The following is a 26,806-nucleotide window of genomic DNA, read 5'->3' as shown; positions in this document are numbered from 1 at the left end:
TTGCTCCGGGTGAGCGCCCGCAAAGCAGCCTCGGCCGCCCACCGTCGGGAGGGTCTTTTGTAGTACTTCCTCACCATATGAAGCCCGGTCGGGCACCACTATCCCTCGACCTGACAGCCTGATAGCGGTGCCTTTCCCCGGTGTACGGCAGGCGGAGACTTTATGGACGGACCCGCACCGCCCGGCGCCGGCGGGCCGCGCTCGCGAGGTCGTGGAGCACGTCGACGGTGGCGTCCCACCCCATGCAGGCGTCGGTGACGCTCAGGCCGAACTCGAGGTCGCAGGAGCCGAGTTCCTGGCGCCCGGCGATCAGAAAGCTCTCCAGCATGACGCCGCGGATGTCCGTGTCGCCGTGTGCGATCTGCGCCCCGATCTCCCGGGCGACCACGGCCTGCCGTTCGTGGTCCTTGCCGCTGTTGCCGTGGCTGGCGTCGATGACCAGACCGGTCGGCAGTGCGGCGGCCGACAGCAGTCGCGCCGCCTCCCGCACATGCTCCGCGTGGTAGTTGGGCTTGCCCGGCGCGCCCCGGAGCACCATGTGGCAGTGGGGGTTGCCGCTGGTGCGCAGTGTGACCGGTCCGCCGTCCCGGCCCAGGCCGAGACAGGCGTGGGGGCGGCCGCGGACCGGATGGCGTCGACGGCGACGCCCAGGGAACCGGTGCTGCCGTTCTTCATGCCCACGGGCATGGGGAGACCGCTGGCCAGTTGCCGGTGCACCTGACTCTCCACCGTCCGCGCGCCGATGGCTCCCCAGGAGACCAGGTCGGCCAGGTAGGCCGGAGCCGCCGGGGTCAGCCACTCCGTCGCGATGGGCAGCCCCAGTTCGGCTATCTCCAGCATGAGGGACCGGGACATGCGAAGCCCCCGATCGAGGTCCAGGCTGCCGTCCAGCGCCGGGTCGGTGAGCAGCCCGGCCCAACCGACCGTGGTGCGGGGCTTCTCGACATACACCCGCATGACGACGGCCAGGTCCCCGGCCAGGTCGTCGGCCAGGTCGCGCAGTGACTTCGCGTACGTCAGCGCGGCGTTCACGTCGTGGACGGAGCACGGGCCGACCACGACGAGCAGACGGTCGTCCGCACCGCTCAGTACGCGGCGGGCCATCAGACGGCCGGTGTCCACCGAACGGGCCGCGGCCTCGGTCAGCGGCAGCTCGCCCCTGAGGTCATCGGGGGTACGTGTCGCGTGCGCACGCGACTGCCCGCCGACGTCACCCGGCAGTAACTCCTCGACTGCGGAATCGGTTCTTTCGTCGGTCAGCGGGACAAGACTCTGCATCGTTCCTCAATTCGTTCCTCCCACCCGGCATCCGTCAGCTCGCCCCGCCCCGTACTCACGGGCGTCAGCGGAGCACCAACTCCAGGTTGCTGCTCTCGCGCCGGGCGCCGATGCCGTCGAAGAGCGCCATGGCCGCTTCGTTGGTTTCGCTGACTTCGGCGGATACGGTCCGGATCCCGGACTGGTGCAGTGCGCCCAGAGCCTGGGCCAGCAGGGCGCGGGCGATACCGCGGCGCTGCCGGCCGGCTCGGACGGCGATGAGGCCGATCCGCGGCTGCCGGGGCACCGGCGCCACCCGGATCATTCCGACGTAGTGACCGGACTGCGCCGCCACCACGCACTTCGAGGGGTCGACCAGCTTCGAGGGGGCCACCGGGATGTCGTCGTCGTGGCGGGGCAGTACCTCGGCCGGCATCTCCTGCCAGCCGACCGTGGCCTCGACTTCCTCGCGGATCTCGCGGTCCAGCCGGCGCAGCGGTTCCGCCTCGGCTTCGCCGGCGGACAGAATCGTCACGTCCGACGGCGGCAGCACCGAGCCGAGACCCGTGGTCTCGGGGTCGGTGGGTACGAGGTACATCCACTCGCGGCGCCTGGTCGTGAAGCCGGCTCGCTGCCAGTGGGACGTCAGCTCGGCATCGGCCTCGTCGACCATCGTGTACAGCGGCCGCGGCAGGTACGCCAGCATCGCATCGGCGAGCCGGCCGGACGCCGCGTCGTTCCAGGAGTCGATGCTGACGAAAACCCGCCCGTCGAGCCTGCGCCAGGCCTCACCCTGGCCGACCACCCGGTCGTCCTCCAGCGCGTGCCACAGTTTGTCCGCGACCCGCTTGACCACTACCGTGTGCTCGCCCGTGCCAGAAGTGGAGGGTACAGAATTCATAGGTCTTTGCCTTTCGGGATTGCCTTGTCGAGGCGCTCCCGGCGACCTGCTCAATCGCCCGACCGCCTTGCGTTGGCGTGAACGTCCTGATTGCCTACGCGGCGGTTGTGCCGATAGGGGCGCCTCCTCCGGCGGAATGCGTAGCTGACGGGCGATTCGTACGCTAATGGCGGGCAGTTGTGGTGGGCATCCCCTGGTCTGGTAGTTCCGCCACGGCTGCCTCGCGCAGCGACGCCTTCGGCGGCCACGGCGTCCGGTCGACCACGAGTTGGCGCAGTGTGCGCAGCTCACGGGGGCTGTTCCAGCCGAGCACCCCGGCCACCTTGCCTTGATGGCCGTAGCCGACGACGAACGTGCGGTCGGCCGGCCGGCCGTGCAGCACCGCGATGTCGGCGTCCGCGGGGAAGATGCCGTACGCCTGAATGCGGGCGTCGTACTGGTCGGTCCAGAAGTACGGGACCGGAGCGAACTCCCGGGCTGCGCCGAGCATGTTTCCGGCAACGGCCAGCGCCTGCTCGGTCGCGTTCATGCGGTGCTCCAGCCGCATCCTGGTGCCGAAGTGGTTGTTGTGCCAGGACGCGACGTCACCTGCCGCGTAGATCCCCGGTATTACTTGACAGAACGCGTCACATTCGACGCCGTCGCGGTGCGGCAGGCCGGAGTCGGCCAGCCAGTCGATGGCGGGTCGGGCGCCGACGGCGACCACGACGAGTTCGGCGACCAGGACCGAACCGTCGGTCAGTTCGACGCCGCTGACCCGTCCCTCCGTGTCGAGGAACCGCCGTACGCCGGCGCCGCAGCGCACGGTCACCCCGTGATCGGTGTGCAGCTGCCCGATCAGTTCGCCGATGCGGGCGCCGAACTGGCGGTACATGGGGACGGGCAGCGGATCGATCAAGGTCACGTCCAGACCCATCCCGCGGGCGACGGCGGCCACCTCGGCCCCGAGAAAACCGGCGCCGACCACCGCCACGGTGGGCCTGCCCAGCAGATGAAGGCGTAGGGACAGGGCGTCGTCGAGGGTGCGCAGCACGTGGATCCCGGCCAGGCCGGCACCGGGCAGGCGGCGCGGGGTGACACCGGTGGCGATGACCAGACCGTCGAAGCCGATCCGGTCGCCGCCGTCCAGCAGGACCTGTCTGCCCGCCACGTCGAGGCCGACGGCCGAGCGGCCGAGCAGCAGGTCCGCGCCGAGTGCGCCCAGTTCGCCGGCACCGCACAGCGCCGTCCGGTCCGGTTCCCAGGTTCCGGCGAGAATCTGCTTGGACAGCGGTGGCCGGTCGTAGGGAAGGTGCTGCTCGTCCCCGATCAGGGTGAGCGTGCCCTCGTAGCCCCGGCTGCGCAGGGCCTTCGCCGTGGTGAGTCCGGCGGCGGACGCGCCGACGACGGCTATCCGGTGCGGCCCGGTCACGACTCCTCCACCGTGATGGCCAGCGCTGGGCACAGCACGGCGGCCCGGCGGACATCGTCGAGCGACTCGGCCGGCGGACTGTCGTCGAGCAGCAGCACGGTGCCGTCCTCGTCGCGCTGGTCGAACACGCCCGCCGCGGCCAGCACGCACTGGCCCGAGCCGATGCACTTGTCTTGATCAACGATTACCGGCATGTGCCACTCCTCGGGGTGTCTTCTGACAGGTCGCCAGGTCAGGTCCGCCGGGTCACGATAGCGAGGGCCACCGCGTGAGCGGACCATGTACTCAAGTAGTCCGGTCACAGCGAAACAGTCCGGGTGATTCACTGCTCCTGCCGGGGCGCTCGGTTCCCCGCCCTCCTTCGGGAGGAACGTTCTTGCAGTGGGGAAGGGGGGCGACGTGCGACTTCGCTGTGCGGTGCTGGACGACTTCCAGGGTGTGGCCACCACGTTGGCCGACTGGTCGGCGATCGAGGACCGGGTGGAGGTCGTGTCGCTGCGCGGACACCTGGACGACGAGGAGGCCCTCGCCTCGGCCGTCGCCGACTACGACATCATCGTCACGCTGCGCGAACGCGTCTCGTTTCCCGGCTCCTTGTTCGCCCGCCTGCCCCGGCTGAAACTGCTCATCGCGTCCGGCATGCGCAACACGGTGATCGACTACGCCGCGGCACAGGCCCATGGCGTCACCGTGTGCGGTACGGAGAGCTCGGGCACCCCGCCGGTCGAGCTGACCTGGGCGCTGCTGCTCGGTCTGGCCCGCGGGATCGTCGAGGAGAGCACCGCGCTGCGCACGAACGGCCCCTGGCAGTCCACCGTCGGCGCCGATCTGCACGGCCGCCGGCTGGGCCTGCTCGGACTCGGCCGGATCGGCAGCCGGGTGGCCCGGGTCGGGCTCGCCTTCGGCATGCGGGTAGGCGCCTGGACGCCGAACCTCACCAAGGAGCGCGCCGCGCGGGCGGGGGTCGAACCCGCCACCGGCAAGGAGGAGTTGCTCGCCGAGAGCGACTTCGTCTGCGTCCATGTCCCCGGCGGCCCGAGTACCCGGGGACTCGTCGGCGCCGCCGAACTCGCCCTGATGAAACCGACCGCCTACCTGATCAACACGTCCCGCGCGGCCGTCGTCGACCAGGACGCCCTGCTGGCCGCGCTGCACGAGGGCCGGATCGCGGGCGCCGGCGTGGACGTCTTCGACATCGAGCCGCTGCCCGCCGGCCACCCGATGCGCACCGCCCCCCGCCTCCTCGCCACACCCCACCTCGGCTACGTCTCGCACGCCAACTACACGACGTACTACCGCCAGGCGGTGGAGAACATCCAGGCCTACCTGGCCGGTTCCCCGGTCCGGCTCCTGCCCTGATCCGCCGCGGAAACCCGAGGTACGGCCGCACACACAAGCGCGCCGGCCCTCCCCCGGTGTCCCGCGGGCAGGGCCGGCGCGGCCGGTCAGAACGCCCGGCTGTTGCAGCCCATGTCCGAACCGAGGTGGGTCTGCTGCGCGCCCGGGGCGCCTTCGCCGTTCAGCAGGTTGCCCGCCAGGCCGTTGACGGCGCCGACGCTGCCGAGCACATCGATGTTCATGTCGTGCGAACGGCACTCGATGCCCTGCGTGACATCGAGGCCGTCATGGCCCGACTCGCCGTGTGCGAAGGCGGTGTTCATGCCGAAAGAGCCGACACTGCCGAGTACGGCGGCGCCGACGAGAACGGCCTTGTGGAACTTGCGCATTACTTCTCCGTTGGTCGAGCGGAAGCGATCTGCACCAGATCGAGTGGGGGGAGGACGGCCGGAATCGCGAGGCGATCAGCCGATTCGGGGAAGACCCAGTGAGCCGACGGGAGGCGCCGCGACCTGCCCGAGGCCGAGCCCGGGCGCCTGCGGTGCGTCGGGTGCGAGCAGCGGGTTGACGAGCGGGTTCACCTGCGGGTTGACCTGGGGGTTCACCTGCGGGGCGACATGCGGCGGACCATCCGCGGCGCCGAACGTCTGGGGCATGGCGACCTGCGGGGCGACCTTCGGCATGACCTCCGGCGCCGACTGCGGGCTGACCTGCGGCATGACCTGCGGCGTCGACTGCTGGGGGGCGGCGGCCTGCTGCGGCCCGTACGGCGAGACCTGCGCGAAGCCGCCCGAATTGGCCGTGGCCATGGCGGTGGCGGCGTGCTCCTGCGGCGGCGCCGGCGGAGGCGGCGGAGGGGCCTGCATCATCGGCGGGGCGTACGGCTGCTGGGGCGCGGCGATCTGTGCGGTGCCCATCGAGCGGGACGTCGCCGCGGCCTGCGGACCGCCCGGCTGCGGCCCGTACTGCGGAGGCGGGTACATCGGCGCCGCGTACTGCGGAGGCCCGTACTGGGGCGGTGCGTACTGCGGAGGCGGGTACATCGGCGCCGCGTACTGCGGAGGCGGGTACTGCGGCGCCGCGTACTGCGGTGCGGGGTACTCGGGAGCCGATGCTGGAGCGGCACCGCTGTACCCCGCGGGATAGTCGGCGGCCTGGCTGACGCCGGCGCCGATGGCGGACAGACCGCCGGCCGCTGCTGCGACGAGCGCGGCCTTGTGAAGCTTGCGCATGGAACCCTCGGCCCTTCAAATACCTGAACAGGGACATCCGTTGTATTCGGTACGGTCTCGCGTGCGCACAGTCTGATGTTCGTACTGCACCGTTCCGGGGCTAACTCCTTGGCCGCACGCGGACTTTCGCCGGAGCTGACAGCGAATTCCCTTGCCCCTCCGTGATCCATGATCGCTGCCCTCTCCCAGCTGGCAACGACTTCTCCCCCGCCCCGGTCACGGGAGACGAAACCGCGTCACCCATTTGCCATTGACGGCCCAGTGCGCCGGACCAGGATTGCAGAGGCGTTCGCGGCCAGGCGGCGAGGCGCACAGAGCCTGGGGCAAATGGGTGACCAGGGCCCGGCATCCCGTATCCGTATCACCACTTCCCTCGTTCCCCACTGGGCCAGGGCGATGGTCCGTCGCAGCCGTACAGGGCAGCTGGAATCAGCAACACCTGCACCAACTCGTCAGCCATTTCCACACGTTCCGTGCACAGGTCAATGAAGGGCCGAGGGTTTCATGCGCAAACTTCACAGGGTCGCGCTCGTCGTCGCAGCAGCCGGCGGTCTGTCCGCAGTCGGCGCCGGCCCGAGCTCCGCCGCTCCCGACTACAGCGGTGGTCTTCCGCTCCCCGTCTCGCAGCCGGACGCCCAGGCGGCTTCGGCGACTTCCTCTCAGGCCAGCGTGCAGACCTACGGCTCACCGGCCCCGTATGCGGGCCCGCAGCGGGGTGCTGACGTCACCCCGCAGGTGAACCCGAACCTGAGCCCGCAGATCAACCCGCAGATCTCCCCTCAAGCGACCCCGGGGTCGGGAGGCGGCCTGGCGGGCCAGACCAACCTCTTCCGCCCGTCCCAGGAGTGCAGCCCGCAGTCGCTGCTCAACGCGGCCGTCCCGGTCGCCCTGCTCGCCGCGTCCGAGACCCACGGCATCGAGTGCACGCAGGCCAACATGCAGTCGAACGCCCTCGCCCACGCCAGCGCGCACTAGGCCCGCCGGACCGGACGGCCGGACACCGACGCCCCGGTACGGGCCCTTCGAGGAGCACCCGCGAAGGGCCCGCTCGTATGCGATACGGCTTTCGGGTGCTTCTGTCGGGATATCAAGAAACCGGCGCGTCGCTGTCCGCTTTGGGTTATTTCCTATTAATCTCCGTGACTGTAAGAAAGCGATCTGCCACAGATCGTGACTCCTTCACTCACCGGAGAAGAGACATGCACAAGCTTCGCAAGGCTGCCGTTCTGGTCGCCGCCATCGGCAGCATCGGGCTCATCGGCGGCACCGCGCACGCCGGCGGCCAGGAAGGCGGCAAGGGCGGCGAGGGCGGTGGCCGCTTCAGCGTCCTGCAGAGCTCCAACTGCAAGTCGCACGACCTGAACCTGGACGTCCTCGGCGAGGTCGGCATCCTCAACGGCCTGCTGGGCAACGCGCTCAACGGCGAGGGCGACCCGGGTGCCCAGGCCACCCACATCGGCTCGACGATGGGCTGCAACAACAGCGCCTTCTAAGCGCACCGCCGGCACCGGCGAACAGAGCAGGAAATAATCCCGGCATCGAGCCTCAGGCCCGATGCCGGGACTCTTTTTATATTACCGATACCCATTCAGGGTGACAAGAATTGAGCATTCAGAGTGACAAGAATTCCGAATTCGGCGCGTCGCTGGTTGCCCCCGGATATTTCCTATTAGTCTCCATAACCGTTCGAAGTCGATCTCTCGCAGATCGCATCCACTCCACTTCCACCGGAGAAGACATGCACAAGCTGCGCAAGGCTGCCGTTGTGGTCGCCGCCCTCGGGAGTGTCGGGCTCCTGAGCGCCGGCGCCGCGCACGCCGGCCAGGACTGGGGCAAGGGGGGCCACGGCGGCTCCCGCTTCAGCGTCCTGCAGAGCACGACCTGTAGGTCCCACGACCTCAACGCGGACGTCCTCGGCGAGGTCGGCATCGCCAACGGCCTCGGCGGCAACCTGCTGAACGGCGAAGGCGCCGCCGGCGCCCAGGAGTCGAGCCTCGGCTCGTCCATGGGCTGCAACAACAGCGTCGGCAAGTAAGCAGGATCCTCAAAAAACCAAAAGCCGGACCGGGAGCGATCCCGGTCCGGCTTTTGTGTGCCGTACGTCAGAACCCGAAGCGGGCCTTGTCGAAGTGAGGCCTCTTGAAGCCCTTGGGCAGCTTCACGTTGTTGGAGCAGTCCACCACCGGCCCGACTTTCGCGGACCCGCCGTCCAGCATCCGACCGTCGGGGAACACCACGCGCGGCCGGTCGGCCGTCGAGCAGTCCTGCGTCTGCTTGATGGCGCGCTTGCCGTGCTCGTTGGTCCGGATCTCGCTCTTGCGAATGCAGACGACGCCGCCCGTGACGGTGCTCCTGCAGTCACTCCTGGGTTCATCGGCGTTCGCGTGGGCGGCGCCGGCGCAGATCACGGCGAGGCTTCCGACGAGCCCCGAGATGGTCGCGACCTTCTGTCGAGTGAACATGACGTGCGTTCCTTTGCATTGGGGGTGCAACACAGGCCCGGGCGCGGCGTGCGCCCGGGCCTTGGAGAGAGGTCCGGTAGTGGGGGGCCGGCGGTCGGACGCGTCATCAGCCGCGTCCGGCGACGGCATGGGCGCAGCCCGGACGCGCTCCCTGAGGGGGGTCTGCCGCGCATCCGGGCTGCCTTCGCATGGGGTATTACTCAGCACACCGGCGGACAAGCCGAGTTGATCCAGGACGGGGAAGTCCAGTTCGCACGGTGTGCATATCGTGCTGTATTACTGGTCGCTGCCCGAAGAGTGCTGACCGTAACCCTCCGGCGCGGGGTCCTTGTGCTCCCCGCCCTGCGGCGTGTTGTAACCACCCCAGTAGGCCACGGCGTTGGCCGATGAGTTCGCGGTAGCGGTGATCGTCGGAGGCGTTTCGTCCTCGCCACCGGCGAAGCTGACGCCGGCGCCGAGAGCGGACAGCCCCGCCACCGCTGCCACTACGACCGCAGCGCGCTGAAACTTACGCATGGTTTGACCCTTTCTTACCCGGGCAGGACGCCCTGGCTTGACTACTTGCCGTGAGCATATACACACGATCCGTAGCAATTTGGGATCTTAGCTCCATACGTCGTGTCGGCTCTCCACACGGCACAGGCCGCGCAGCTTCCGCCCCGGACATCAGAGCAGGCCGGGCAACTCCATTCCACCGTCGGCCTTGTCGGGCGCACCCGATGTCCTGCCGGAACAGGTCACTTTGGGCCCGATCTGCATCGTCCCGTTCCCGAGGGCGGCCGGCACGGTGAAGGGCTGCGTCGGCAGGCAGTTGTCCTGGTGGGGGATTTCGCCGTCCTCGGGGATCACGCCTTCGATCCGTTGAATGCAGGTGACATTGCCCTGGAGATCGCGCGTGCAGTTTCCCGGGCCGCCCACGACATGCGCCTGGGCGACGCCGGCGCAGGTCACGGCGAGGCCGCCGATGAGCCCCGAGACGGCCGCGATCTTCTTCGTTCTGAACATGCGTTGCGTTTCCTTTGTGAGGGGCGCCCGGGCACCGTGCGCCGCGAACCGTCCGCGCCGGGCCCTGTCTTCGTCCTCGCGACCGGGCAACCGGCCGGGCGTGAAGGGAACCCTTCGGGAAGGGGCCCGAAGGGTTCCGCGGAAGGCGTCGCGTGCGGTGACGCCGTCGACCTCAGCGAGTGAAAGCGTTGTTGAACTGGCCGCAGGTGGTGTCGAGGGTCTGCGCAAGTCCGAGCACACCGATCGGGAGATCGTTCTCGGCCACCGTCTGCGGACTGCACTCCTGGTACGGGCGGTAGAGGTCGTTCACCTCCAGCCCGCCATGAGCGTAGGCGGTACCGGCGCCGGCGCCGATGGCGGACAGACCGCCGGCCGCCGCCACTGCTGCGATCACGACATGCTGAAGCTTGCGCATGGAACCCTCGGTTCTTCATTGCTTGAGGTCGAGGCTGATTGCCTACGGTGACGGAGCGAACACTACCAGTAGCAATACGCGGTATTCCACTTTGGCGGATATCCGTGTCCAAAAGGGGACATGGCCGCACGGGCTTTACCGGAGAACGACAACTGGTGCCGCCGCGCGGCGGATTGACGTTCGGATCACCAACCCGGATACGGAAAAGCACAGTTGTCCGCGGAGCGGCCGTACGCCGGTCACCGGTATTACGAAAATGTCGGTTCCACGGCCCGATTACGGTGGTGCGCCGGCACGGACACCACGAGGTCCCGCAACGCCTCGATATACCGCCGCATGTTCTTGTAGGCGACGTCGGTGTCCGGGTAGCGGCAGGCCAACCACAGTCCCTCGTGCAGCCGGTTGATCCAGACACACACCTGGTCGCCGTACGAGACCCGGAGCAGTCCGTACGCCCTCTGCTCGGTCCAGCGGGCCGAGCCGGGGATCATACGGGCGTCCACGTAGGAGACGATCGAGTACAGGTCGGGCGAGGTCGGGCGGAAGTCGGCGCCGAGCAGGCGCAGTACCCGGGCCAGCGGAATGCGCGCCAGCGACCGGTTGGCCTGCAACTCGGCGCGGACCGTGGCGAGTGCGCCGTCGAAGTCCCCTGTCGCGGGCACCTCGATCGGCGCGCCGCCGACGTACCAGCCCACAGAGTCCGACCACGCGGACTTCACCCGGGTGTGGAACGGCACCACCGTACGGTAGACCGGCTGCCCGCCGAGCTCGTGCACGATCACGCTGGTCGCGGCCAGCACACCCACCATGCTGCCGCCGTAGGGCCGGCAGTACGCCTCGAACGCGGCGGCTGCGTCCGCGTCGACGAGCGGCTCGCGCAGCAGCTTCTGGGTGGGCAGTGGGTCACCGGGCGGCAGGCCGAGGTCGACGGGGAAGGCGGGCAGCCGTCCGCCGCACCGGGCGATGAACTCCCGCCAACGGCCGACGATCGCGTGCGTGCCGTCGATGTCGTCCGCGTTCGCCCGTTCCTGCTCGCAGAAGTCGACGTAACTGCCCACGGACGCATCGGCCAGGGAGCCGCCCGCGACGCCCGCCATGTACAACTCGCTGACCTCGTCCGGGATGCGGTGCAGGGAGTAGGCGTCGACGTTGGTGTGGTCGAACGCCAGGTACACGCTGGTGGAGTCGTCGCGGACGACCGCCGCGTAGATGAAGTTCGGCCAGCCGAGCGCGTCCGCCGCGACGTCGAACCGGTCCTGCAGATACCGGACCAGCGTGTCCTCGTCGCCGAAGTCACCGATCACCTCGCGGCGCAGGGACACGTCGTCCTCGTCGAGCGTGAACCGGTGCATGTCGTCGCCGGCCCACCGAAAGCCGCTGCGCAGCGTCTCGTGCCGCAGGGTCCAGCCGCGCAACGCCCGTTCCAGCGCGTCGAGATCGGCCCGGCCCGGCAGATCGAACGCCGTGCCGATCCAGGTGGGGACGAACAATCCGCCCTCGCGCACCGAGCGCGCGGTTCTGATGTGCGACTCCTGGATGTACGCCGGCGGCCGCGGGTCCGGTGGCAGCGCTGCCGCGGTCGCGACCGTCGCCGGACTGTACGTCCACTCGACGAGGCGTCCGGGCCGGACTTCGCAACGCTGAATGTCAGAAATTCGCACGGGGGCGTCTCCTTCGCAGAAGACTCAGACTTGATCAAGGGGGAGCCGTGCGCGAGCGGCGGTTGCCGTGTCGCCGGCTTTTCAGCGGGACGTGTGACGTCTCGAACGACGAAGCGATCGGCGACGGCGCCGACTTGGCGGGCAGGCCTCGCGGACACACGGAGAAGAGCGCCGGCACCTCGTGCACCGGAGCCCTTCCCGTGGCGCCTGCCGGGCGGCGGCCTCACTCGTACCGGTAGATCCGGCTCATGTCCTCCAGTTCGTCCGGTGTCACATCCCACGGCGGCAGCCGGTCGTACCGGGCCACGACCCGGCCGTGCTGGGCGTTGCCCGAGCGGGGCGGCTCGGCCGGCAGGTAGTGGCGGCCCGGGTGCCGCTGCTGCCAGCGGGTCCACTGCAGGTCGACGAAGGCGTGATGCAGCCAGAAGACGGGGTCGTTGGGGGCGGCGCCACCGACCATCGTCCCGCCGATCCAGCGGTGCACCCGGTTGTGGTTGTGCCAGGAGACGCTGCCCCGGCCCGTCCCCCACCCCTCCAGCTTGTTGCGGAAGCCCTGGGTGACCGTCGAGTCCCAGGGCGCCGTGTCGTAGACCGGGTCGGCCAGCGCGCCCTCCACGTCACGGGCGGTCGGCAGCTGGATCGGGTTGCCGGCGCGGCCCAGGTCGCGGGCGAGGTAGGGCCGGTCGGTCACGCCCTCGGTGATCTCCCAGTTGCCCGCCCGGTAGGCGAACGGGCCGGTCATCACCTGCCGGTCCGAGTGCCGCCCGTTGCCGCCCATCAGATCGTCGGCCCACGGCAGGGAGGTGGCCGTACGGTCGCGGGTCCAGTCCCAGTACGGCACCGTCACCGACCCGTCCACCCGGCGCAGCGCCCGCTCCAGCTCCAGCACGAGATTGCGGTGCCAGGGCAGGAAGGAGGGCGCCATGTGGGCGGTGCGCAGGCCGCGTTCACCGTCGGGGGCGTTGTACTCCATGTGCATCCGTACGAACTCGTCGTACTCGCCGCGCCGTTTGACCTCCAGCAGGGCGTCGACGAACCGGCGCCGCTCGGTGCGGGTCAGCCTGCTGACGTTCTTACGCGTGTACGCCATGCCCGCCTCCCCCGTGCATCGGTGCCCCGCCCATCGGTCCCGGTGCCAGGTCGCGCAGTTGCGCATCGGGACCCAGCTCGTCGACCGCCCCGCGGGCCGCGGCCAGGGGGGTGTCGTACGAGCGGTAGTGGTCGATCATGCTCAGCCAGCTGCCGTCGGCGCGGCGCATCAGGTGCAGCGTGCGGCCGTCGATCGTGACCTGCCACTGGCCTTCGGCGGCCCGGCGGCCGGAGCGGACCTCGACGCCGCGGATGTGGCGCCCGTGGTAGGTCTCGTCGAAGGCCGCGGTCTGCCGGCCGTCGTCCGGGTCGCTCGGGGGGCGGCTGCAGGCCGCGGCCGCCGGGGCGAGCGCGACGCCGACGGCCGAGGCGAGCAGCCTCCGCGTCACGTCCCGCCGTGTGTCGTCCTCGGGCCGCGCGCCCGCGACCGGTGTCCCGCGCTGCCCGTCCTGCGGGGCTCCGCCGACGTCTGGAACCATGGTTCACTCCTCGTCCGGTCAGGTGTCCGAAGCGGTAACCGCCCAACGGCCCTCACGGTCACCGCCGTGCGGCCGGACCGGTGACGGGAGCGCCGGGACGGGCAGGCGCCCGGGCCGGACGGCTCAGCCGGTCCAGAAGTCCCACCAGCGGGTCAGGATGAGCATGCCGACGACTCCGGTGTGCAGCAGCGGCAGCACCCAGGTGAACTCCGCGCAGAACGCCCGCAGCGGGGCCGGCGCGGGCAGGAACCGGTGCAGTACGGCGAACGAGGTCGCGTACCAGAACATCAGGATCGTGGCGACCCAGGCCAGACAGCACCACAGGCACAGCGCGTTGATCCGGTACAGCGACTCGAACTGCAGCCACGACACGAACCCGATGCCGAACACACAGCCCGCGTCGAAGGCCAGCCAGTACCAGCGCGGGAAGGCGGCGCCGGCCAGCAGGCTCATGCCGACGCAGACCACGATGCCGTAGGCGACCAGACCGAGCATCGGGTTGGGGAAGCCGAAGACCGAGGCCTGGGCGCTCTTCATGACGCTGCCGCAGGACACCACCGGGTTCAGGCTGCACCCGGGTGTGAAGTTCGGGTTCTGGAGCAGCTTGAACTTGTCGAGGGTGATGACCCAGGAGGCCAGCAGCCCGGCCGCGCCCGTGACGACCAGGAGGACCCCGAAGCCCCGGCCGGCGCCCACCGCACGGACTCGGCCCTGCTCCGGCACCATCAGGCGCCGAGGCCGAGGGCGTGGGCCGCGGCCGTCGGGGCCTGCCCGGCACCGTCGACCTCGGCGGCTCCGCAGGACGGCACGGGTACGACCGCCCGGCCCGGCTGGGCGGGAGTGCCCAGGTCGGCGGGACGGAAGGGGCGCGTGTCACCGGGGGTTGAGGTCACCGCGCGACCTTACCGGCACCCCCCGGGACGCCCCGGTCGCCCGCTCACCCGACCGGTCGAACCCGGCCGGCACTCCACACGATCAGCCGACACCCGAACGAGCACGCCGTACCGCCACCGAGATGTCCCACCCCGCACAGACACCCAACACCGCGCCCCCGTCCCCGGCCCGGCCGACCCCGCGACGCCCGGCACGCGCTCCCCCTGTTCGGGCACCCCAGGGCACGCCGGGACGAGCGCCCCGTACCGCTACCGGGATGCCCGGCACCGCATGGATACCCGGCACCCCCGCGACGGACCCGGCCCGGCCGGCCCCGCACGCACGCCCGGCGCCGCGCCCGCCGGCCCCGACCGGGTCGGGATCGGACCGGCGGGGAGCAGGCCGGCCGAATAGACCGACCACCCCGGCCCCTACCTGCCCCGCGACGCCCCGGCACGCGCTCCCCCACTACCTCAAGGACGGGCGCCCCAGGGGCGCCCGGACGAGCCTGCCGCGCCGCCACCGGGATAACCGGCACCGCATGGATACCGAACGTCGCAGCGGAGGGGCCCGCCCGGCCGACATCGCATGTATGCCCAGCGACATGCCCGACGGACCCGGCCCGATGGCCCCGGCCCAGCCGAATAGACCGACCCCGCCGGCCCCTACCTGCCCCGCGACGCCCGGCACGCGCTCCCCCCAACGGCCGCGAGCGCGGCCGGGGGTGTCCCCAGCCGCGCTACTCGCGGAGGGCGGTCCGGGGCCTGGTTCCGGCAGGCGCCGGGCGCGGGTGCTACAGGCCCAGCAGGGAGGTGAGGAGGCCGAGGAGGCCGGAGAGGACTCCGTGGGCCGCTCCGGTCACCTGGTCGCCGTCGCCGGAGGTGGTGGCCTTCTGCAGGGTGTCCAGCGCCTTGGTGAGCGTGGCTTTCGCGTCGCTCACACGGTCGGCCCGCGCCTTGGCGTCGGCGTCGGTCTTGCTGGGCGGGGACATCGGGTCCGAGGCGGGCGCAGAGGTGGCCACCTTGGTGACGGCGTCCTTGGCGGCCTGCACGAGCTTGGTCGCCTGGTCGGCGGAGAGCTGGCCCTTGTCGGCCTTGAGCACGGTGTTGAGCAGATTGCTGACCGGCTCCAGCAGGGTCCCGAAGTGACCGAGGGTGTTGACCTGGGCGAGGAGCTTGTCCGCACCGGGGACGGGTGCGGAGGCCGCCGTGTGGGCGCGTTCCGGGGTGGAGTCGGCCGCGAAGGCGACCGGGCCGGTGGCACCGGCCAGGAGGGCGGCGGAAAGCGCGATGGACGCGATGCGCCGGACGGGTGGAACCCCCATGGACGTTCCTTTCGCTGATGTACGGGATCTTGTGCCCACCGTGAAATCGCCCGCCGCCCCCCGCAACCGATCGAGGGCGTTCCGGTGAACGGCCGGGCCATTCGGGGCACGACTTCCGCACACCGGGCCCATTGACCATCCGCTACGCGTGAGTAAGTTGACTCTTCGGTAAGTCCGCGTCAGCCGAGCCGCGACCGGGAGCCGTCATGGGCGTACGCAGGGATCTGAAACGGGCTCGGCAGCGCAGCGACCTGGCGGCGCGTGCGCGCATCGAGCTGATCCGCGACGAGACCGGCACGGTGCGCGAGGTCCGTACCGCCGCGCTGGCACCCCGCGCCGCCGGCGGCGGCATCGCCCGGATCCCGTTCACCAACGCGGCTCAGGCACCCGGCGCGGTGGTCCTGCGGCGCCGGGAGAACGGCACCTGGCGCCCGGTGACGGCCGCGGCCTTCGCCCGCGAGGTCACCGCCGTCGCCAAGGGGCTGATCGCGGCGGGTCTCGAACCCGGCGGCCGGGTCGCCGTGATGTCCCGCACCCGCTACGAGTGGACGGTCCTGGACTTCGCGATCTGGGCCGCCGCCGGCCAGTCCGTCCCGGTCTACGCCACCTCCTCCGCCGAGCAGGTGGAGTGGATCGTCCGCGACTCCGGCGCCCGTTTCGTCGTCACCGAGACGGACGAGAACGCCGAGACGGTCACCACCGGCACGGCCCGCCACCTTGAACCCCCGCGCGTCTGGCGGCTCGACGCACAGGCGCTGGACGAACTCGTCGCCCTCGGCCGGGACGTTCCCGACGAGGAGGTCACCAAGCGCCGTACGGCCGTGACACCCGATGCGGTGGCCACGATCTGCTACACCTCCGGCACCACCGGACGGCCCAAGGGCTGTGTGCTCACCCACGCCAACCTGTACGCCGAGGCCGCCAACACGGTCGAGCTGCTCCACCCGATCTTCAAGGAGGTCACCGGCCAGGTCGCCTCGACCCTCCTCTTCCTGCCGCTCGCGCACATCCTGGGCCGCACGCTGCAGATCGCCTGCCTGCTGGCCCGGATCGAACTGGGCCACTGCCCGAGCATCAAGCCCGGTGAACTGCGCCCGGCGCTCAAGGAGTTCCGCCCCACCTTCGTGGTCGGCGTGCCGTACCTCTTCGAGAAGATCCACGACACCGGGCGCGCCACCGCCGAGAAGATCGGCCGGGGTGCGTCCTTCGACCGCGCGGACCGCGTGGGGGTGCGCTTCGGGGAGGCGTACCTGAACAAGTTCCTGGGCACGGGCAAGGGCCCCGGGCCCGGCCTGTACGCCGCCTGGGCGCTGTACGACCTGCTGGTCTACCGGCGCATCCGCAAGGAGCTCGGCGGCCGGATGCGCTACGCCATCAGCGGCGGTTCCCCGCTCGACCGCAACCTCAACCTGTTCTTCTACGCGGCCGGCATCATCGTCTACGAGGGCTACGGCCTGACGGAGACGAGCGCCGCCGCCACCATCGTCCCGCCGCTGAAGCCGCGTCCCGGCACGGTCGGCCTGCCGGTCCCCGGCACCGCGGTCCGCATAGCCGACGACGGGGAGGTCCTCATCCGGGGCGGGGTGGTCTTCGGGTCGTACCGGAACAACCCGGCGGCCACGGCCGAGGTGCTCACCGAGGGCTGGTTCGCCACCGGTGACCTCGGCTCCCTCGACGCGGACGGCTATCTCACCATCACCGGCCGCAAGAAGGACATCCTCGTCACCTCCGGCGGCAAGAACGTCTCCCCGGCCGTCCTGGAGGACCGTCTGCGCAGCCGCCCGCCCGTCGGCCAGTGCCTCGTCGTCGGCGACCGGCGCCCCTTCGTCGCCGCCCTCGTCACCCTCGACCCCGAGGCGGTGGCCCACTGGCTGTCGGTCCGCCGGCTGGCCCCGGACACGCCGATGTCCGAGGTGGTCCGGGACCCGCGGATGCGCGCCGATGTGCAGCGAGCCGTGGACTACGCCAACGAGGCCGTCTCACGTGCGGAGTCGATCCGTGCCTTCGCGCTGGTCGAGGGCGAATTCAGCGAGGAGAACGGGCTGCTGACCCCGTCGCTGAAAGTCAGGCGGCAGGCGGTGGCCTCCGCGTACGCGGAACAGATCGCGGCACTATACGGCGGATGAGCCTTTCGGGCAGCACAGAAGGGGCGTTCGGGTGAATTAACCGGTATACCCCCCCTTCCGGTTTCTTCGGGTGTTCATAACTCGTTCACAGTCTGCAGGTCGTGGCACGCGTGAACGTGCGGCGTCACGGTCCCTGCGACGACCCTGCGCAACCCGGTGCCACGCCGACTCTGGAGCGTCCCCCTTCATCCGGCTCCATGACCGGCTTCCGATTCCCCCTGAGAGGAAGACAACGAGAGTGCGACAGACCCTGAGCAAGGGATTGGTCGTGGCCGCCGCCGCGACAAGTGCCCTGTCTCTGTACAGCCCATGGGCGTTCGCGGACTCCGATCCGTTCTCGACCGTGGCGGACTCACGCGCCGCCGCGCTGTCGGCCAACATGGCCGACGACGACGAGGCCGGCGACGATTTCCCGGGCATGGCGAGTGCCATGAGGGCGATCGAGCAGGCACAGTCCGCCGTACGGATGGCACACAGGGAAGCCGGGATGATGGCTCCGGCCGACTCCGCCCCTGAGTCCGCGCCGAGTCACCGGCGCTCCTACGGGGGCGGCGGCTACGGCGACGACGAGTCGAGCCACAAGACCTCCCGGAACTACGGCGACGACGAAAAGCCGAGCTACGGCAAGTCCGAGAGTTACGGCAACGACGACTCGACCTACGGCAAGTCCGACAACTACGGCAAGTCCGACAGCTACGGGAAGTCCGACAACTACGGCGACGACGACTCGAGCTACGGCAAGTCCGACAGCTACGGGAAGTCCGACAACTACGGCGACGACGACTCGAGCTACGGCAAGTCCGACAACTACGGCAACGACGACTCGAGCTACGGCGAGGACGAGAAGCCGCCCCCGCACCGCCACCACGAACACAAGCCGCCGCACAAGCACCACGCCCCCCCACCGCACGAGCACCACAAGAGGCACCACAGGCACCACCACCACAGGCCCCCGGAGATGGCCCACACCGGAGCCGAGGGCACCATCGCGGCCGCGGCCGCCGGCAGTCTGCTGCTGGCCGCCGGAACCGTCCTGTACCGGCGGGGCCGTCGTACCGCTCCCCGCCAGTAGCGGGCCGGGTGCCGGACGCCTCGCGCCCGGCACCCGCCGGCTCTCCCCCGTGCGCCGGGCAGTCCGAGGCCGCGAGCCCGGCGGGCGGAAAGCACATCTTCCGCGGTCCTCCGTGCGGGCGATCAGCGCCGAGCCGTCCGACTCCATTGGTGCAATGAGCGTATATATGGCCATGACTCAATAGATGGGCAGATTGGGCATATACGCACCGAAGGAGTGGGAATGACCTCCGACCGTCGCCGGTCCCTGAGGCGCGTGGCGTTCATCGCCGCCGGGGTGTACGCGGCAGCGGCCTTCATTCCCAGTCCTGCCCTCAAGAGCGACGGCGCAGCAAGCCTCGTCACGCGGTACTGCGCACCGGCGGCACATACCCCTGCGGCATGCCCTGCGAACGGGGCGACGGCGCGCCCGCCCGCGTTCGGCGCGTACCTCGACTACGGGCCCCTCGGAGTGCTGCGCATCCAGGGGCTCAGCAACTGGCTCGACCACACGGAGATCCGCGTCGGGCACACCTACCTGCCGGGAGACCTGTGGCGCAACATCGAGGGCGCCCCGGGCTTCCTCGACAGCTGGGCCACCTGGCGGCGGGCCAAGGCCGACAGGGTCCTGGTGGTCAACGTCCCGATGATGGAACGCAACGAGGCCGGTCTGACGGACGCGCAGGTCGCGGGACTGCTGCGACGCGGCGCGGCCGGTGAGTTCGACCGGCACTTCCGGGCACTCGCCGAGCACCTCGTCGGCCTGGGAGTGCCGGACACGGTCCTGGTGCTCGGCTGGGAGATGAACGGCGTCACCTACAGCCACAGATGCGGCCCCGATCCGGACGACTGGAAGACGTACTGGCGGCGCATCGTCACCGTCATCCGCTCGGTGCCCGGCCAGAAGTTCACCTTCGACTTCGCCCCGAACCGGGGCGCGGACGCGGTTCCGTGGCCGCGGTGCTATCCGGGCGACGACGTCGTCGACGTCCTCGGCATGGACTCCTACGACCAGCCGGCGGGCATCACGTTCGACCAGCAGGTGTCCGAGCCCTACGGCCTGCAGTACCAGGTCGACTTCGCGAAGACGCACAACAAGCCGGTCTCGTACCCCGAATGGGGCCTGTTCCACAACGGCGACAACCCGACGTACATGCTGCGCATGCTCGCGTGGATGGACGAGCACAAGCCGCTGTACAACACGCTCACCGACTACTGCCCGCACGGCGTGTGGCAGTGCACCGCCAATCCCCGGGCGTCCGCCCTCTACCACTCGGCACTGGCCGGTCGGCGCCCGCCGGACGACGAACCGAAGCCGCCGGCCCTCCCGTGGCCCGCGCCCATGGCGCCCGACGAGCCGCACCCGACACCGAATCCGACGCCTCCCCGGCCGCCCCACTGCCCGTGCGGCCGGGCGAAGTGACGCCGGCGGTCCGGTCCCGGCGCCCCGGATCACACGGCCGGCGGGCCTCCGGCCGAAGCGGGCCGCCGCAGCACCGTGCGGCCCCAGCCTCGCGCGGTGGCGTCGCCGGCGGCCGCCGCCAGCAGCGGGGCGGTGCGCTTGCGTGCCAGCAGCAGACGCTGGTTGACGACCGTCTGCGGGTCCCAGCGGTACTTGTACGGCTCCGTGCCGCGCAGCAGGCTCAGGACCTCGCATGCGCCGCCGGCGGCGACATGCTCGGTGGCGGCGCGCAGCACCATCGTCGCCACGTCCGTCCTGAGCTCCCGTAGCCGCGGGTGGACGCCGTAGAGATACACGCCCGCCCACCTCCTCGACATCAGCGTCAGTTCGGCCCCGACCACCTCACCGTCGAGCAGGAACTCCCTGACGACCGCCTCGCCGGAACGGGCCATCGGCTCCGCCGAGCGGATCAGGTGCTCCAGAAAACGCGGCCGGAGGTGTTCCGGCGACACCTTCCGGCCCTCCCACTGCAGCCGGTGCAGTTCGAGGAGCCGGCGCAGCGCGCCCTCGGTCTCGTCGTACCGCACGACGCGCCATCCGACGCCGACCCGGTCGAGCTTGTTCACCTTGTTGCGGATGCGCTGGGCGCGCGCCGACGGCAGCCGCCTGATCAGCTGGTCCATGGGCAGGGCGGGCAGTTCCAGGCATGTGGAGTCGGGCACCCGGTGCCGGGGGCCGCGCCAGCAGCCGTAGATCCGCTCCACCGCGCCGCCGGGCCGTACCTCGCGGAAGTCGATCAGCGCGGTGCGGGCCAGCTCGGCCAGCGCGTCCGCCAGCGCGAGGGCGACCCGGTCGGCCGCGGTCCCGTCGAGGAGCACGTCCGAGAAGTCGGTGATGGCACCGCCCAGCGGTACCAGCGCCGGCCACGGACGGTTGAGGCGCATCAGCGGCGCGACCGCCACCAGTTCACCGTGCTCGCGCACCAGGACGAGCCGGAGCCCGCCCGGTGTGCCGTACGACAGCCACCACGAATGCAGCCAGGCGTGGCTCTGGAACGGCGTCGCCGGCCGGCAGGCCCGGTGCAGGCGCCCCCAGTCCTCCGCGAGCTCCGCGAACGCGTGATCGTCGGTGCACACCTCCACCGACAGCGCCGGGCCGGCCACCGTCGTCACAGCGCCTCCTGGGCGTCGACCGCGGCTGCCGGGGCGGGCAGTTGCGCCCGTCCCCGCTGACCGTCCGCCGCCTCCCGCCGCGGCCGGGCCAGCAGGGCGAGGCCGCCCAGCAGGCCGCCGGCGCTGGCACCCACGAGCGAGGTCAGCGCCGGGGACTCGGACGACGGCTCGGTGGGGGCGAGCGCCCGGGACAGGTGCGCGAGCGCGATGCCGGTGGCCTTCTTGGACTGGTTGGCCTGCACGGTGAGCGCCCCGGACACGGCGTTGGCGATGTCGGCGGCCTGGCGGGGACGCCCGGAGACCGCCGTGATCGCGATCATCGGTGCGTCGGGCGAGGTCTCGGCCCGCACGCTGCCGCGCAGCTTCGCCGCCGGCACACCCACGCTCTTCTGGGCCTCGGCCAGCACGGCGAGCTGGGTCGCGACGCGGCCGTACGCCTGCGCGAAGCCGAGCGCCGTCGCCGGGTCGGACCTGGACTTCTCGGCCGGCACGGCGATGACGTAGCTCGTGGCCGAGTACTGCGGTGGCTTCACCACCCCGTACGCGCCTCCGGCCGCGGCGCCGAGCAGGGCGCAGACCGGGATCAGCCACCGCGGCAGCAGCCGCGAGGCGCCGGTGAGGATGCGGCGGTGCAGACGCACGGGCGGTGCGGGCGTGTCGGTCATGAGGGGCTCGCTTCCAGGTCGTGACCGGACAGGACGGCCGTGTACACGTCCATCAGCTGCCGGGCGGTGTGCTCGATGCTGTAGTGCCGCACGGCGTCCGGGACGGCGCGTTCGCCGGTTCCTTCCGCACGCAGCCGCAGCAGTTCGCGCGCGTAGTCTCCGGCCCCGCCGGTGACGCGCCGGGCGCGCGGAGCCGCCTGCGCGGGCAGGTCCGCGAGGGCGGGGGCGGACGTGTACAGCACGGGCAGCCCGGCCGCGAGTGCCTCCAGCACGGCCAGGCCGAACGTCTCTTCCATGGCGGGCGCGGCCAGCGCGTCCAACGCGGACAGCACCGAGGGCAGGTCGGGTGCGTCGGGCAGGGGCTCCGGCGGGCAGGGGAGCTCGCCGGTCATCAGCATCCGGTCCGCGACCCCCAGCTCCCCCGCGACGTGCTGCAGCGTCCGTTGCTCGGGGCCGGCACCGATCAGCAGCAACCGCACGTCGGCGGGCAGCAGGGCCAGCGCGCGCACCGCCACCTCGAAGCGCTTGCCGGGGACGATCCGGCCGACGCAGCCCACCACGTACGCATCCTGCGGCAGTCGGTAGAACGCGCGGGCCTCCTTGCGCCGCACCTCGTCGAAGCGGAAGCGGCAGGCGTCGATGCCGTTCGGGACGACGCGGATGCGCCGGCCGGGCACGCCCCAGCCGCGCAGCAGCCCGGCGACCGTCGGGGAGACGGCGACCGTGGCACGGCCGAGGCGTTCGGTGGCCAGGTACAGGGCCCGGATGCCCGCGTTCAGGGTCCTGCCCTCCAACTGCTGTGCGCCCAGCGAGTGTTCCGTGGCCACCACCGCCCGGACTCCGGCGAGCCGCGCGGCGATCCGCCCGTACACGCAGGCCCGGTACAGGTGCGTGTGCACCACGTCGTAGCGGCCGGCGCGGATGTGCCGGGCCAGGCGGAACAGGGCACCGATGTCCCGGTTGCCGCCCATGGCGAGGTCGGTGACGCGGACGCCGTCGGCGGTCAGCCCGTCGGCGACCCGACCGGGGTGGGTCAGTGTGATCACGTCGCACCGGGCGGGCAGATGACGCAGCAGCAGGCGCAGTTGCTGCTCGGCCCCGCCCACGCCGAGGCCGGTGATGATGTGCAGCACTCTCATGGGGCCTCCACGGCGCGTCCGCGGGCGCGGGCGAGGCGCCGCTTCACTTCCAGGCGCACCCCGGTGTCGGCCTCCCCGATGTGGATACGGGGCAGCGCCAGGTCGCCGGCGTCCCCGGGGCCGGGGTCGACGGCACACGCGTAGCGGTAGCCGGCGTGGTGGACGGCCGCTCCGACCCGCGCGTCGAACCTGCCGTACGGGTAGCAGAAGCCACGGATCTCCAGGCCGGTGAGCTCGGCGAGCAGGATGCGGCTGCCGTGGACCTCCGCGCGCAGCACGTCGTCCGGGACCCGGGTGAGGTCGCAGTGGGTGAGGCCGTGCGAGGCGACCTCCACCCCCAGGGCGACGAGGCGGCGGATGTCGTCCGCCGCGAGCAGCCGCTTGCGCGGGCCGGACATCTCCCAGTCGTTGTGCCCGCCGAGCCGCCCGGCCACCACGAACACGGTCGCACCGCACTCCCAGTGGCGCAGCACGGGCAGCGCGGTGGTGACGAAGTCGGCGTACCCGTCGTCGAAGGTGAGCCCGACCAGCCCGCGCTCCTGCCCCTGGGCGCGGGCGGCCAGCAGGTCGCGCATGCTCACCCCGCGCAGGCCCCGGCCGCGCAGCCAGGCCAGCTGCCGGGCGAGGCGGGCGGCGGAGACGGTGATGTTGAAGGGGTCGTCCCCGTGGTCCGAGACCGAGTGGTACATGGCCACCCATGCCGCGGGCCCTCTGCGGGACCGTCCCTCTATGACCGGTGCGGGCTCCTGTCCGGCCGCACTATGAGCTTGCGAGGCGTCAACGACCATGATCGTTCTTTCGGGTGAAGGACCATCGGACGGTGAGGAACGCGGCGAGGCCCAGCGAACGGGCTCCTGCCGCGTCGAGGACCCAGGCCAGCAGCAGATAGACGGTGGTGACGCTCAGACAGCCCGCGGCGAGGGCGTCCGACGGCGAGGTGAACGGCTGTGCGCACAGCAGTCCCACTCCGGCGGCGCCCACCGCCGCCCGGAGCGGCTTGGCCAGTTCGGTCACGATGCGGCGGACGCGCACGGCGACCGTGTGCCGGCCCAGCCCGCGCAGCAGGAGCGCCGCGGTCAGGGTGATGCCGGCCATGTTGGCCGCGGCGATTCCGCACGCGCCCCAGCGGCCCACGGTGAAGGCGCCGATGACGGCGGTGGCCGTCATGCCCAGGGCCATCACGCCCGTCGGGTACCAGGTCGCGCGGCCCGCCGAGAAATACGCCCGCACCAGGGCACCCACCAGCGTGTGGCCGAGCAGCCCGAGCGTGTACACCCGCATGACGGCGGCGGTCGCGGCGGCGTCCTCGGCCGTGAAGGCGCCGCGCTGGAAGAGGAGTTGGACGATCTGCGGGGCGCAGGCCGTGATCACGGCGGCGCCCAGCAGCACGATGCAGGTCACCATCACCAGATCCCGCTCGATGCGGTCCCGGGCCCGCCGGGTGTCGCCCTCCGCGATGGCCCGCGCCACCACGGGGAAGGTGACGATGCACAGCATCAGCGCCAGGGACATCGGCAACTGACCGATCTTCTGGGCATAGTTGAGGTGCGAGATGGCACCGGCGGGCAGCCCGGAGGCGAAGTACCGCTCGATGAGCACCTGCGACTGGCGGCACAGGGCGAAGAGCAGGACGGGGCAGACGAGGGCGAAGGTGAGCGGCCGGCCCTCGTCCCCGCCGTACGCGGTGGGCTCGTCGGGGCGCTGGGAGATACGGCGCCACAGCGACGGCGCCTGCACGGCGACCATGAGACACCCGCCGAGGGCGACACCGAGTGCGGCGGAGCGCACGCCCCAGCGCTCGCTGAGGAAGAACATCGTGGCGATGATCGCGGCGTTGTACGTCACGTAGATCGCCGCCGGGGCGAGATATCTGCGGTGGGCGCGGAGCGCGGCACCGCAGTAGCCGGCCAGCCCGAAGCTCAGAACACAGGTCGCGGTCAGCCGGGTGCAGTCCACGGCGAGGGACGGGTGGGGCAGGCCGGGCGCGAGGATCCGCACGACCAGCGGCGCCCCGGCCACGAGCAGGGCGGCCACGACGGCGAAGGCGAGGCACAGCCGCGGCAGCGAGGCGGCGACCAGCGCGCGCACCGGGTCGGGGGACGTGCTCCCGCCTGCCCGTCGCGCGAGCGCCGCGCTGAACGCGGGTACGAGGACGAACGCCATCCCGTCCTCGATCAGCAGGGTCGAGGCCAGTTCCGGCAGGGTCCAGGCCACCAGGAATGCGTCGGTGGCCACGCCGGCGCCGAAGAGATGCGCGAGCGTCTGGTCCCGGCCGAGTCCCAGCAGCGCTCCGGCCACGGACAGCGCGGCGGAGACAAAGGTCGCCCTCGCGAGGAAACCGCCCGAGGGAGCGTCCGCCCGGCCCGCGGTCGCCGACCCCTCGCGGCCCTCGGCCGGGCGGACGCCGTCCCCGCCGGGCGCGGAATCGGCCGTCGCCGCTGTCACCGTCGTCCCATCGGCTGTGGGTCTCATCGCACGCCCGCCTCCGCGGCCGTGGCCGTTGTCGCGCCGCGTGCCAGCGCCCACCAGGCGCCGAGCCCGAGGCACACGGCCGTCAGCATGGTGGAGGGCCCGCCGATGTCGGCGTAGAGGAAGTCCACGCACTGCCACACCAGCAGCCCGCAGGCCGCGACGGCGCAGTCCCGGGCCGGCCCCGCCCGCCGCAGCCGCCGCGTGCCGCAGACCAGCAGGGCCAGCCAGCTGCCGGCCACCGTGACCGCGCCCAGCAGGCCCTGCTCGCTGAGCAGCAGCAGGTACATGTTGTGCGGCGAGAGCAGGGGCTGACGCCGAAAGCCCCAGCCCGGCGCGTCCGTGTCGCTGCCCGACGACAGTGCGAGCGGGGCATGGCCGTCCCGGTGTGCGGGGAAGGCCTTCAGCCCGACGCCCGTCACCGGGTGCCCGCGCCACATGCCGGTGGCCGCCGACCAGAGGCTGTAGCGGTCGACGACCGACTGGTCCGGTGCGTCGGCGACCTGGGTGATGCTGGTCAGCCGCTCCTGAAGGGCCGCGGCGCCCAGGCCGAGCCCGCCCACCAGCACCACCGAGGCGGCGACCGCGGCCGCGCACACCTTTGCCGTACGCCGCACACCGGCCGACAGCAGTTGCGCCCCGCACGCGACGGCCGTGGCGATCCAGGCACCTCGGCTGAAGGACAGCGCGAGCGGCACGAGCAGCGCCTGCGCACACACGGCCGCCACGAGCCGCTGCCGCCGCGCCCCCGCTCCGAGGGCGAGACCGGTCGCGGCCACCAGTCCGAAGGCCACGGCGGTCGCCATCCCCGTCACGTCGGTCGGCCCGAACGTGCCCACCGCCCGGATGTCGGTCCCCTGATACGAGGCCCCGGTTCCGGTGAGGTACTGGTGCACCCCGATCGTGCCCTGCCACAGCGCGAGAGCGACCAGCGACCAGAGCACCAGCCGGGCGTCGCGCCGGTCCCGCACCAGCAGCACCACCGCGACCGGGACGAGCACCAGCACCTGCAGATAGCGGGCCAGTCCGGTCAGGGTGTCGCCGGGCGTCGCCGCCCCGCTCGCGGCCACCGCGATGCCCACCACCGGCAGCCCCAGGACGACCGCGGCCGTCGCCGTCAGCGGGCGCCGTGCCCGCCGCGCGGTCCGTACCACGGCCCACAGCACGACGAGCCCCGACACCGCGTCGGCCGGGGTGGCGTTGCTGCCCGGTACGACCGGCAGCCCCAGCATGGCGACGATCCCCACGACGGGCAGGACCGGCGCAGCGCGGCGCAGCGCCGGCAGCGCAGGGGGCAGCACCAGCGGCGGCGAGGCCACGGGGGGAGCGCTCACGG

Annotated in this window: 29 protein-coding genes and 1 pseudogene; 7 read left to right on the top strand and 23 right to left on the bottom strand. The window is 71.5% G+C overall.

Translation table 11 applies throughout. The features are described from left to right. Positions 1 to 160 precede the first annotated feature (160 nt). From BFF78_RS50215 to BFF78_RS27045, 5 genes and pseudogenes are all read right to left on the bottom strand, one after another. Positions 161 to 538: a DAHP synthetase I family protein gene (locus BFF78_RS50215; RefSeq protein ID WP_069780783.1), complete on the bottom strand. Its 378-nt coding sequence runs from the start codon at positions 536 to 538 to the stop codon at positions 161 to 163. Between the two features lie 122 nt (positions 539 to 660). After that, positions 661 to 1,278, bottom strand: a pseudogene (locus BFF78_RS50210) (3-deoxy-7-phosphoheptulonate synthase); the annotation flags it as partial. Between the two features lie 64 nt (positions 1,279 to 1,342). After that, positions 1,343 to 2,158 (bottom strand): GNAT family N-acetyltransferase, encoded by an 816-nt coding sequence (locus tag BFF78_RS27055; protein WP_069780780.1) that lies wholly within the window; start codon positions 2,156 to 2,158, stop codon positions 1,343 to 1,345. Between the two features lie 163 nt (positions 2,159 to 2,321). Then, complete coding sequence (locus BFF78_RS27050) at positions 2,322 to 3,569, bottom strand: NAD(P)/FAD-dependent oxidoreductase (RefSeq protein ID WP_079161493.1); 1,248 nt, start codon at positions 3,567 to 3,569, stop codon at positions 2,322 to 2,324. Continuing rightward, positions 3,566 to 3,763, bottom strand: coding sequence for a ferredoxin (locus BFF78_RS27045; protein WP_069780779.1), 198 nt, complete (start codon positions 3,761 to 3,763; stop codon positions 3,566 to 3,568). Before BFF78_RS27045 ends, BFF78_RS27050 begins: the two co-directional genes overlap by 4 nt. Positions 3,764 to 3,968: 205 nt before the next feature. On the opposite strand from BFF78_RS27045, the gene BFF78_RS27040 reads away from it, so the two are divergent. Continuing rightward, positions 3,969 to 4,928 (top strand): D-2-hydroxyacid dehydrogenase family protein, encoded by a 960-nt coding sequence (locus BFF78_RS27040; RefSeq protein WP_069783835.1) that lies wholly within the window; start codon positions 3,969 to 3,971, stop codon positions 4,926 to 4,928. Between the two features lie 86 nt (positions 4,929 to 5,014). Here BFF78_RS27040 and BFF78_RS27035 read toward each other — a convergent pair whose 3' ends face one another. Beyond that, positions 5,015 to 5,296: a hypothetical protein gene (locus BFF78_RS27035; protein ID WP_069780778.1), complete on the bottom strand. Its 282-nt coding sequence runs from the start codon at positions 5,294 to 5,296 to the stop codon at positions 5,015 to 5,017. A 75-nt stretch (positions 5,297 to 5,371) separates the two neighbouring features. Next, positions 5,372 to 6,139 carry a hypothetical protein gene (locus BFF78_RS27030; RefSeq protein ID WP_069780777.1) on the bottom strand — a complete coding sequence of 256 codons (768 nt, stop codon included), beginning with the start codon at positions 6,137 to 6,139 and terminating at the stop codon, positions 5,372 to 5,374. 504 nt (positions 6,140 to 6,643) lie between these two features. On the opposite strand from BFF78_RS27030, the gene BFF78_RS27025 reads away from it, so the two are divergent. The 3 genes from BFF78_RS27025 to BFF78_RS27015 all read left to right on the top strand — a co-directional run bounded on the left by BFF78_RS27025 (position 6,644) and on the right by BFF78_RS27015 (position 8,174). Continuing rightward, positions 6,644 to 7,114, top strand: coding sequence for a hypothetical protein (locus BFF78_RS27025; protein ID WP_069780776.1), 471 nt, complete (start codon positions 6,644 to 6,646; stop codon positions 7,112 to 7,114). A gap of 224 nt (positions 7,115 to 7,338) precedes the next feature. After that, positions 7,339 to 7,632: a hypothetical protein gene (locus tag BFF78_RS27020; protein ID WP_069780775.1), complete on the top strand. Its 294-nt coding sequence runs from the start codon at positions 7,339 to 7,341 to the stop codon at positions 7,630 to 7,632. Positions 7,633 to 7,877: 245 nt separating this feature from the next. Next, on the top strand, positions 7,878 to 8,174 hold the full coding sequence (locus tag BFF78_RS27015) for a hypothetical protein (RefSeq protein ID WP_069780774.1): 297 nt from the start codon (positions 7,878 to 7,880) through the stop codon (positions 8,172 to 8,174). 67 nt (positions 8,175 to 8,241) lie between these two features. Here BFF78_RS27015 and BFF78_RS27010 read toward each other — a convergent pair whose 3' ends face one another. From BFF78_RS27010 to BFF78_RS26970, 10 genes are all read right to left on the bottom strand, one after another. Continuing rightward, complete coding sequence (locus BFF78_RS27010) at positions 8,242 to 8,601, bottom strand: hypothetical protein (protein WP_069780773.1); 360 nt, start codon at positions 8,599 to 8,601, stop codon at positions 8,242 to 8,244. 276 nt (positions 8,602 to 8,877) lie between these two features. Next, positions 8,878 to 9,117 carry a hypothetical protein gene (locus BFF78_RS27005; protein WP_159033061.1) on the bottom strand — a complete coding sequence of 80 codons (240 nt, stop codon included), beginning with the start codon at positions 9,115 to 9,117 and terminating at the stop codon, positions 8,878 to 8,880. 150 nt (positions 9,118 to 9,267) lie between these two features. Further along, a complete protein-coding gene (locus BFF78_RS27000) occupies positions 9,268 to 9,606 on the bottom strand; it encodes a hypothetical protein (protein WP_069780771.1) in 339 nt (112 codons plus the stop codon). A gap of 172 nt (positions 9,607 to 9,778) precedes the next feature. Further along, positions 9,779 to 10,021 (bottom strand): hypothetical protein, encoded by a 243-nt coding sequence (locus BFF78_RS26995; protein WP_069780770.1) that lies wholly within the window; start codon positions 10,019 to 10,021, stop codon positions 9,779 to 9,781. A gap of 248 nt (positions 10,022 to 10,269) precedes the next feature. Beyond that, positions 10,270 to 11,682 carry a condensation domain-containing protein gene (locus BFF78_RS26990; RefSeq protein ID WP_069780769.1) on the bottom strand — a complete coding sequence of 471 codons (1,413 nt, stop codon included), beginning with the start codon at positions 11,680 to 11,682 and terminating at the stop codon, positions 10,270 to 10,272. Positions 11,683 to 11,905: 223 nt separating this feature from the next. Then, positions 11,906 to 12,772, bottom strand: coding sequence for a tyrosinase family protein (locus BFF78_RS26985; RefSeq protein WP_069780768.1), 867 nt, complete (start codon positions 12,770 to 12,772; stop codon positions 11,906 to 11,908). Further along, positions 12,756 to 13,250, bottom strand: a complete 495-nt coding sequence (locus tag BFF78_RS26980) for a tyrosinase family oxidase copper chaperone (protein WP_069780767.1) — start codon at positions 13,248 to 13,250, stop codon at positions 12,756 to 12,758. Before BFF78_RS26980 ends, BFF78_RS26985 begins: the two co-directional genes overlap by 17 nt. Before the next feature lie 123 nt (positions 13,251 to 13,373). Beyond that, the gene (locus BFF78_RS26975; protein ID WP_069780766.1) at positions 13,374 to 13,976 is read right to left on the bottom strand and encodes a vitamin K epoxide reductase family protein; all 603 of its coding nucleotides are present in this window, start codon (positions 13,974 to 13,976) and stop codon (positions 13,374 to 13,376) included. Continuing rightward, a complete protein-coding gene (locus BFF78_RS46370; RefSeq protein WP_159033060.1) occupies positions 13,976 to 14,143 on the bottom strand; it encodes a hypothetical protein in 168 nt (55 codons plus the stop codon). The genes BFF78_RS26975 and BFF78_RS46370 overlap by 1 nt, the downstream gene beginning before the upstream one ends. Positions 14,144 to 14,916: 773 nt before the next feature. Beyond that, on the bottom strand, positions 14,917 to 15,447 hold the full coding sequence (locus BFF78_RS26970) for a hypothetical protein (protein ID WP_069780765.1): 531 nt from the start codon (positions 15,445 to 15,447) through the stop codon (positions 14,917 to 14,919). Between the two features lie 206 nt (positions 15,448 to 15,653). On the opposite strand from BFF78_RS26970, the gene BFF78_RS26965 reads away from it, so the two are divergent. From BFF78_RS26965 to BFF78_RS26955, 3 genes are all read left to right on the top strand, one after another. After that, positions 15,654 to 17,573, top strand: a complete 1,920-nt coding sequence (locus BFF78_RS26965; protein WP_069780764.1) for an AMP-dependent synthetase/ligase — start codon at positions 15,654 to 15,656, stop codon at positions 17,571 to 17,573. Positions 17,574 to 17,811: 238 nt separating this feature from the next. Beyond that, positions 17,812 to 18,645, top strand: a complete 834-nt coding sequence (locus tag BFF78_RS26960) for an LPXTG cell wall anchor domain-containing protein (RefSeq protein ID WP_069780763.1) — start codon at positions 17,812 to 17,814, stop codon at positions 18,643 to 18,645. 222 nt (positions 18,646 to 18,867) lie between these two features. After that, positions 18,868 to 20,046 carry a glycoside hydrolase family 26 protein gene (locus BFF78_RS26955; protein WP_069780762.1) on the top strand — a complete coding sequence of 393 codons (1,179 nt, stop codon included), beginning with the start codon at positions 18,868 to 18,870 and terminating at the stop codon, positions 20,044 to 20,046. 29 nt (positions 20,047 to 20,075) lie between these two features. Here the strand turns inward: BFF78_RS26955 and BFF78_RS26950 are convergent, their stop codons facing one another. From BFF78_RS26950 to BFF78_RS26925, 6 genes are read right to left on the bottom strand one after another with little or no spacing between them, the layout of a single operon-like run. Continuing rightward, positions 20,076 to 21,197, bottom strand: a complete 1,122-nt coding sequence (locus BFF78_RS26950; protein WP_079161492.1) for a GNAT family N-acetyltransferase — start codon at positions 21,195 to 21,197, stop codon at positions 20,076 to 20,078. After that, positions 21,194 to 21,862, bottom strand: coding sequence for a YveK family protein (locus tag BFF78_RS26945; protein WP_069780761.1), 669 nt, complete (start codon positions 21,860 to 21,862; stop codon positions 21,194 to 21,196). The genes BFF78_RS26950 and BFF78_RS26945 overlap by 4 nt, the downstream gene beginning before the upstream one ends. Then, positions 21,859 to 23,001: a glycosyltransferase gene (locus tag BFF78_RS26940; RefSeq protein WP_069780760.1), complete on the bottom strand. Its 1,143-nt coding sequence runs from the start codon at positions 22,999 to 23,001 to the stop codon at positions 21,859 to 21,861. Before BFF78_RS26940 ends, BFF78_RS26945 begins: the two co-directional genes overlap by 4 nt. Continuing rightward, positions 22,998 to 23,789 (bottom strand): polysaccharide deacetylase family protein, encoded by a 792-nt coding sequence (locus BFF78_RS26935; protein WP_079161491.1) that lies wholly within the window; start codon positions 23,787 to 23,789, stop codon positions 22,998 to 23,000. The genes BFF78_RS26940 and BFF78_RS26935 overlap by 4 nt, the downstream gene beginning before the upstream one ends. Beyond that, a complete protein-coding gene (murJ, locus tag BFF78_RS26930; protein ID WP_079161858.1) occupies positions 23,779 to 25,473 on the bottom strand; it encodes a murein biosynthesis integral membrane protein MurJ in 1,695 nt (564 codons plus the stop codon). Before murJ ends, BFF78_RS26935 begins: the two co-directional genes overlap by 11 nt. Further along, on the bottom strand, positions 25,470 to 26,804 hold the full coding sequence (locus BFF78_RS26925) for an O-antigen ligase family protein (RefSeq protein WP_418346690.1): 1,335 nt from the start codon (positions 26,802 to 26,804) through the stop codon (positions 25,470 to 25,472). Before BFF78_RS26925 ends, murJ begins: the two co-directional genes overlap by 4 nt. Positions 26,805 to 26,806 lie beyond the last annotated feature (2 nt).

It is taken from the genome of Streptomyces fodineus, from assembly GCF_001735805.1.
Classification (GTDB): domain Bacteria; phylum Actinomycetota; class Actinomycetes; order Streptomycetales; family Streptomycetaceae; genus Streptomyces; species Streptomyces fodineus.
This window is presented reverse-complemented; position numbering and strand designations above follow the sequence as displayed.